This is a genomic window from Streptomyces sp. NRRL S-31 (assembly GCF_000718775.1).
Classification (GTDB): domain Bacteria; phylum Actinomycetota; class Actinomycetes; order Streptomycetales; family Streptomycetaceae; genus Streptomyces.
The window spans coordinates 40,211-47,335 of the sequence record NZ_JOCB01000066.1 but is presented as its reverse complement, the minus strand read 5'-3'; the positions used below and the strand labels follow the sequence as shown (position 1 = coordinate 47,335).

Below are 7,125 nucleotides of genomic sequence, written 5' to 3'. Positions count from 1 at the left end.
GGCCCGGCCGGCCCCACCGGCGGCCCGGTCACCGGCGACGGCACTCTCGTCCCGCCCGCCGCGGGCGGTCCCGGCAGCGGAGCGGGCGAGCCCTTCGACGGCCCCGCGGGCACCGGCTTCGCCGCCCAGGGCACCCCGCCGCGCAGCGCCCTGACCGACCTCGCCGGCCTCGACGCGCCCGGCGGCCCCGCCGGACGCGGCCCCGGCGGCGGGCTCAGCGACGACACCGCGATCCTCACCCCGCAGAAGCCCGCCCCCGAGGGCACGCCCGGCTACCGCCCGCCGGCCGCAGGCAACGTCTCCGGGCAGACCGTCACCAGCGGCATGCCGGTCGTCCCCGGCGCGGGCAAGTCCCCGTTCGACGCCCCCGGCTCCGGACCGGCGGCGCCCGCGGCGGCCAAGCCCGCGGCCCCCGCGCCCAAGGCGGCGGCCAAGCCGAAGAAGAAGGGCCGCAGCAAACTGGTGTTGCTCGTCGCCGGTGTGATCGTCATCGCGGGCGGTGCCTACGGCGCCGGACTGCTGATGAACCACACCGACGTGCCCAAGGGCACCACCGTGCTCGGTCTCGACATCGGCGGCGGCACCCGCGACGACGCCGTCAAGAAGCTGGACGACGCCTTCGGCAGCCGGGCGAACAAGCCGCTGAAGCTGTCCGTGGGCGGCAAGACCGTCACCCTCACCCCGGAGAACGCGGGCCTGAAGTTCGACTACCAGGCCACGGCGAGCGCAGCCGCCAAGAGCGACTACAACCCGGTCCACGTCGTCGGCTCCCTCTTCGGGCAGAAGCGCGTGGTCGAACCGGTCATGCCGGTGGACGAGGAGAAGCTCCAGGCCGCCCTCCGGCAGGCCGGGGGCGGCTCGGGCGCGGGCGCGGCCACCGACGGCACCATCGAGTTCAAGTCCGGCCGGGCCGTGGCCGTCTACGGCAAGGCGGGCAAGGCCGTCGACGCCGCCCGGTCGACGCAGGCGGTCGAACAGGCCTACCGCACGCTGGTGGAGACGGACAACGCGGCCCCGGTCGCCGTGCCGAGCACCACCAGGCAGCCGACGGTCTCCGACGCCGAGGTCGACCGGATGATGAAGGAGTTCGCGAAGCCCGCGATGTCGGGCCGGGTCACCGTGCAGACGGACCCGGCGCACTCCGTGCCGCTGAGCCCGCAGAACTCGCTGTGGAAGTTCCTCAAGGTCACCGCCGTCGACGGCAAGCTGGTCGACAAGCCCGACCTGAACGCCCTCCAGCAGCTCTACGGCCAGGCGTTCGACGGGGTCCTCATCACCCGCGGCAACGGCAAGAAGACGGCCGTCACCCCGCAGGACGTCTACGCCGCCCTGCGCCCGGCGCTGATGAGCGAGACCAACCGGGTCGGGATCATCGACACCGACCCGAGCTAGACACCGCGCACCGGGGGCGCCTCCACGACGAGGACGCCCGGGCCACGGGGGCGTCCTCGCCAGGGGGCGCCCCCGTCGCCGTACCGTCACCCGGTCCGTATGACATCTGTCATCCGGCACTCGGGACCCCCGACACTGCCCGGCACCCGGCCCGCGCCGCGACCATGGGTGCCATGACGACGACAGCGGCACCGGCCACCACCACCCCGGTGGTCGGGTTCGACCAGGTGACCAAGACATACGGGAGCGTGCGGGCCGTCGACGGCCTCTCGCTCCGGCTGGACCCGGGCGAGACCGTCGCCCTCCTCGGCCCGAACGGAGCCGGCAAGTCCACCACCCTGGACCTGCTCCTCGGGCTGAAGCACCCCGACAGCGGCTCGGTGAGCCTGTTCGGCACCGGCCCGCGCGAGGCGATCACGGCCGGCCGAGTCGGCGCCATGCTCCAGAGCGGCGGGCTGATGGACGGGGTCACCGTCGCCGAACTCGTCCGGCTCGCCTGCTCGCTGCACCCGCGGCCGTACCCGGTGCCCGACGTGCTGGCACGCGCGGGCATCGCGCAGATCGCCGACCGCAAGGTCGACAAGCTCTCCGGCGGCCAGGCCCAGCGGGTCCGGTTCGCGCTCGCCACCGCCGGCGACAGCGACCTGATCATCCTGGACGAGCCGACCACCGGCATGGACGTCTCCGCCCGCCAGGCGTTCTGGGCCACCATGCGCGAACAGGCCGACCAGGGCCGCACGGTGCTGTTCGCCACCCACTACCTGGAAGAGGCCGACGCCATCGCCGACCGGGTCCTGGTGCTGCACCGGGGCCGGCTGCTCGCCGACGGCACCGCCGCCGAGATCAAGGCCCGGGCGGGCGCCCGCCGCGTCTCCTTCGACCTGGCGGGCGAGATCGACGAGGCCGCCCTGCGCGGCCTGCCGTTCCTCACCGGGATCGACGTCTCGGGCCAGACCGTCCGCATCCAGTCCGCCGACGCCGACGCGACCGTCCACGCCCTGTACGGCCTCGGCGTCTACCCCCGCAACCTCGAAGTCTCCGGTCTCGGCCTGGAGCAGGCGTTCGTCGCCATCACCGCCGCCGAGGAGGCGAAGCAGCCGTGAACAGCCTGATCAAGCTGGAACTCGTCCGCGCCCTGCGCAACCGCAAGTTCCTGTTCTTCTCGGTGGTCTACCCCTCGGCGCTGTTCCTGCTGATCGCGGGCAACGCCGACACCCACACCGAGGTCGACGGCACGGGCCTGACCCTGCCGACGTACATGATGGTCTCGATGGCGTCCTTCGGCGCCCTGACCGCCGTCCTGATGGGCAACAGCGAGCGCATCGCCAAGGAGCGCGAGAGCGGATGGGTACGGCAGCTGAGGCTGACCACGCTGCCCGGGCGCGGCTACGTCCTCGCCAAGACGGCCGGCGCGGCCGTGGTCAGCCTGCCGTCCATCGTGATCGTGTTCGTGGTCGCCGCCGTGGTGAAGGACGTACGCCTCGACGCCTGGCAGTGGCTCGCGCTGAGCGGCGCGATCTGGGCCGGCAGCCTGGTCTTCGCCGCGCTCGGCGTCGCCATCGGCTACCTCGCCACCGGGGACGCGGTCCGCCCGATCACCATGATCGTCTACTTCGGCCTGTCCCTGCTGGGCGGCCTGTGGATGCCGACCACCACCTTCCCGGGGTGGCTCCAGGACATCGCCGAGTGGCTGCCCACGCACGCGTACGCTTCCCTGGGGCGGGCGATCGAACAGAGCCGGGCACCGCACGCCCGGGACCTCGCCGTCCTCGCCGTCTCCTTCGTCCTCTTCGCGGGTGGCGCGGCCTGGCTGTACCGGAAGGACACGCTGAAGGCGTGAGCACGACGACGGAGGACCGGGAGACCGGCACGCCGCGGCACACCACCGTCGGGTGGCCGCCCCGCAACCGGCGCGAGCTGCTGGTCAAGTCGCTGTGGATCGGGGTCTGGCTGGTCTTCCTCAGCTCCCCGGTCGAGGACCTGGTGAGCGGACGGCACTCCACCGGCGCCACCGTGGCCGGCTCCGCCGGGCTCGCCGTCTTCGTCGGGGTCTACCTGACGCTGGTCTTCCGCAACATCGGCCGGCCGTTCTCCCCGCGCGTCGTGCTCGTCCTCGGCGGCGTCCTCGGGGTGCTCGCGCCGGTCCTGGCCGTCACCCTCGGCAGCGCCTGGCTGGGCCTGTTCGTCTACCTGTCGGTCGCCTGGGGAGCCACCCTGCCGCTGCGCGCGGCCTACTGGGCCATCCCCGCGTCCGCCCTGGTGATGTACCTGATCGGGCTGCGCTCCGACGAGGCGGAGGCGCGCGGCCTGGTCGTGCTCGTCCTGCTCATCGGGTTCGCGATGAGCGGCGTCGGCCAGCTCGTCCGCACCACCATCGAGCTGCGCAAGGCACGGGCCACCGTCGCCCAGCTCGCCGCCAACGAGGAACGCCTGCGCCTCGCCCGCGACCTGCACGACCTGCTCGGCCACTCGCTCTCCCTGATCACGCTGAAGAGCGAGCTGGCCGGCCGGATGCTGCCCGGCCACCCGGACCAGGCGGCCCGGCAGGTCGCCGACATCGAACAGGTCAGCCGGCAGGCCCTGGTCGACGTCCGGGAGGCGGTCACCGGCTACCGGCGGCCCCGGCTCGCCGCCGAACTCGCCGGCGCCCAGGTCGCGCTGACCGCCGCCGGGGTCAGGGCCGAGGTCCCCGCCGAGCCCGACCTGGCCGGCGTCCCCGAGGAGGCCGAGTCCGCCCTCGCCTGGGCGCTGCGCGAGGCGGTCACCAACGTGGTCCGGCACAGCGGCGCCGACCGCTGCGCGGTCGAGCTGTCGCGCCGCCAGACCCTGGACGGACCGATGCTCGAACTCCGCGTGGAGGACGACGGGGCGGGCGGCTCGGGAAAGGGCCCCGGCAACGGTCTGACCGGTCTGACCGAACGGCTCCAGAAGGCCGGCGGCGTGCTGGAGGCGGGCCGGGTCAGGCACGGGTTCCGGCTCGTCGCGCGCGTGCCCACGGCCGACCGGCGGACGTAGGATCCCGGGCATGACGAGCATGATCAAGGTCCTGCTGGCCGAGGACCAGTCGATGGTCCGCGAGGCGCTGGCCGCGCTGCTCGGCCTGGAGGACGACATCGAGGTCGTCGCCCAGGTCGCGCGCGGCGACGAGGTGCTCGCGGCCGTCGGCGCGCACGGTGTGGACGTGGCGCTGCTCGACATCGAGATGCCCGGCTGCACCGGCATCGAGGCCGCCGCGCGGGTGCACCGCGCGTTCCCGCGGGTCAAGCTGGTGGTCCTGACCACCTTCGGCCGGCCCGGCTATCTGCGCAGCGCCATGGAGGCGGGCGCCGACGCCTTCCTCGTCAAGGACGCCCCGGCCGCCCAGCTCGCGGAGGCGATCCGCAAGGTGCTGGCCGGCGAGCGGGTGATCGACCCCACCCTGGCCGCCGCCGCGCTCGCCGAGGGCGCGAACCCGCTCACCGAACGCGAACGCGAGGTGCTGCGCGCGGCGGCCGACGGCTCCACCAACGCCGAGCTGGCCCGCGCCCTGCACCTCTCCCAGGGCACGGTCCGCAACTACCTGTCGACGGCGATCCAGAAGCTGGCCGTGCGCAACCGGGCGGAGGCGGTGCGGACCGCCCGGGACAAGGGCTGGCTGTGACGCACCGGCTCAGTTGAGCTTGGCGCGGGCCGTCCCGGCCTCCTGCCGCACCTGGCGCGCGGCCGGCTCGTCCACCACCTCGATCAGATCCGCGTAGTGCTCCAGCTCCTCGGCGCCCGCGGTGAACTGCCCGCGCTGCACCAGCAGTTGCCCGCGCTCGTAGCGCAGCCGCGCCGGGTGCGAGGGGATGAGCAGCGCCAGCTCCACGGCCCTGAGCGCCACGTCCGACCGCTCCGGCCGCGCCGCCGCCCACGCCCGTATGTTGTTCAGGACGCGCTGCACGACCTCCAGCGGGGGTGCCGGCTCCAGCATCGAGGGGCGCAGCGGCGCGCCCGTGGCCCCCGCCACCAGCAGCTCGGCGTCCGTCCCGGTCAGCACCCGGCCGCCCTCGAAGGGGTCGGCCAGCACCTGCTCGGCCGCCGTCCCGAACCCGACCGTGAAGTGTCCCGGCAGCGCGATCCCGTACACCGGGGCGCCGGCCCGGCGGGCCACCTCCAGCCACACCACCGACAGCAGGATCGGCAGCCCGCGCCGCCGCCGGAGCACCTCGTGCAGCAGGGAGGACTCCAGCCGCTGGTAGTCGCCCGGCGTGCCGTGGAACCCGTGGCGGTCGCCGAGCAGCCGCCGTATCGCCTCCGCCCACGCGCGCGGGCCGCCCGGCCGGTACGGCAGCTCGCCCGCCAGCCGGTCCAGCTCCGCCTGCGCGGCGTCGATGCCGGCCTCGTCCAGCGAGCCGTCCGTCTCCGCGCCGATCAGCAGGCACAGCGCGGACAGGTCCGGCCGGTCGTTCCGGCACTCCTCGGCGAACCGCCGTCGCAGCTCGGCGGAGCGCTCGGGGCCGGGCGGGTACGGGGGCGGCAGATACGGGTGACGCATGGCAGGCTCATGCCCTTCCACGGGAGTTCCACGGGCGTCCGGGCCGGGCGGAACCGGAGGGCGTCCCCGGCTCCCCGGGCGCCCGGTAGTGGTGGTAGGCGTGGTGCGGCAGGAAACCGAGCGCGCGGTACAGGGCCCGGCCGCCCTCGTTGTCCGCCTCCACCTGGAGCCAGGCCGCCGAGGCGCCCTCGTCCAGTGCGCGCCGGGCCAGCGCGGCCATCACCTCGGTGGCCAGCCCCTGCCGGCGCCTGTCGGGGTCCACCTCGACGGCGGCGAACCCGGCCCAGCGGCCGTCCACGGCGCACCGCCCGATCGCCGCCGGGGGCTCGCCCGGCCCGGCACCGGGCACGGCGGCGAACCACACCGACGGCTCCGCCCCGCCGCCCGAGCCTCCCTGGAGGACCCGCAGGGCCACCTCGCTCACCCCCTTGCGCTGGTACCGGGCGAGCCACGCCTCGTCCGCCGTCCGGGACAGCACGACGCCCGCGCCCGGGGCCCGGTCCGCGACCGGAGCCAGGGCACCGGTCCACAGCTCGGCGCTCACCTCCCGCACCCAGCCGCGCCGCTCCAGCTCCGCGCAGAGCAGCTCCTGGGTGCCCTCGGCGCCGGTCGCGGTCTGCACGTAGGCGGGCAGGCCGCGCTCGCCGTACCAGCGCCGCACGGCGTCCAGGGCCGCGTCGAGCCCGGTTCCGGGATCGCCCAGCGGCAGCACGCTGTTGGCCCGCCGGGTGAATCCGCCGGCCGCCCGCAGCTCCCACTCGCCGAGCCGCTCGCTCTCCACCGGCCGCCAGGCGCGCGCGGCGGCCCGGGCGAGTTCCGGGTAGGTGGCGGCGGGACCGCGGCGACGCGCCGGGGCGGGCGGCACCACTTTCCCCGCCACCAGCACGGATTCGGGGATTCCGACACTTTCCCCGTCGCGCCGTGTGATCATGAGCACGCCACCGTCCCATGATGTGAGAACACCCACCGTGTCAGTGAACTTCTCCGGCCCGGAACCGGGTTCGCCCAACCGCCGTACAGAGACCCTTTTCCCCACGTCAGCCGGGGTGATTCGGACTTCCGGACGTCCTGTCGCCGAGATTTCCACCGGTGAGTTCACCCCTCCTGTTCGGATCATGCTCCGGAACGGAGATACTAGGGGCGGGCATCGACGACGCCGCGCTCCCGCGCGCCAGGCGGCGGAGCCTGAGGAGGCCCGCCAGCGCCCTATCGAGGAG

General features: G+C 74.5%; 6 protein-coding genes and 1 pseudogene. 5 read left to right on the top strand and 2 right to left on the bottom strand.

Features of this window, described 5'->3' with window-relative positions; all coding sequences use genetic code 11:
* From IF37_RS0124535 to IF37_RS0124515, 5 genes and pseudogenes are all read left to right on the top strand, one after another.
* A pseudogene (locus tag IF37_RS0124535) lies at positions 1 to 1,392 on the top strand (hypothetical protein); the annotation flags it as partial.
* Between the two features lie 173 nt (positions 1,393 to 1,565).
* Entirely contained in the window at positions 1,566 to 2,495 is a 930-nt protein-coding gene (locus IF37_RS0124530; RefSeq protein WP_030746403.1) for an ABC transporter ATP-binding protein, read from the top strand.
* Complete coding sequence (locus tag IF37_RS0124525; protein WP_030746400.1) at positions 2,492 to 3,232, top strand: ABC transporter permease; 741 nt, start codon at positions 2,492 to 2,494, stop codon at positions 3,230 to 3,232. Before IF37_RS0124530 ends, IF37_RS0124525 begins: the two co-directional genes overlap by 4 nt.
* On the top strand, positions 3,229 to 4,407 hold the full coding sequence (locus IF37_RS0124520) for a sensor histidine kinase (protein ID WP_030746398.1): 1,179 nt from the start codon (positions 3,229 to 3,231) through the stop codon (positions 4,405 to 4,407). The genes IF37_RS0124525 and IF37_RS0124520 overlap by 4 nt, the downstream gene beginning before the upstream one ends.
* A gap of 10 nt (positions 4,408 to 4,417) precedes the next feature.
* Positions 4,418 to 5,032, top strand: coding sequence for a response regulator transcription factor (locus IF37_RS0124515; RefSeq protein ID WP_030746395.1), 615 nt, complete (start codon positions 4,418 to 4,420; stop codon positions 5,030 to 5,032).
* A 9-nt stretch (positions 5,033 to 5,041) separates the two neighbouring features.
* Here the strand turns inward: IF37_RS0124515 and IF37_RS0124510 are convergent, their stop codons facing one another.
* Positions 5,042 to 5,908, bottom strand: a complete 867-nt coding sequence (locus tag IF37_RS0124510; RefSeq protein WP_030746393.1) for a SirB1 family protein — start codon at positions 5,906 to 5,908, stop codon at positions 5,042 to 5,044.
* 7 nt (positions 5,909 to 5,915) lie between these two features.
* Positions 5,916 to 6,995 carry a GNAT family N-acetyltransferase gene (locus IF37_RS0124505; RefSeq protein ID WP_079165863.1) on the bottom strand — a complete coding sequence of 360 codons (1,080 nt, stop codon included), beginning with the start codon at positions 6,993 to 6,995 and terminating at the stop codon, positions 5,916 to 5,918.
* Positions 6,996 to 7,125: the final 130 nt, after the last annotated feature.

Coding starts and splice junctions, on each gene's coding strand:
- IF37_RS0124530 (WP_030746403.1), top strand. CDS start 1,566: ATGACGACGACAGCGGCACCGGCCACCACCACCCCGGTGGTCGGGTTC.
- IF37_RS0124515 (WP_030746395.1), top strand. CDS start 4,418: ATGACGAGCATGATCAAGGTCCTGCTGGCCGAGGACCAGTCGATGGTC.
- IF37_RS0124510 (WP_030746393.1), bottom strand. CDS start 5,908: ATGCGTCACCCGTATCTGCCGCCCCCGTACCCGCCCGGCCCCGAGCGC.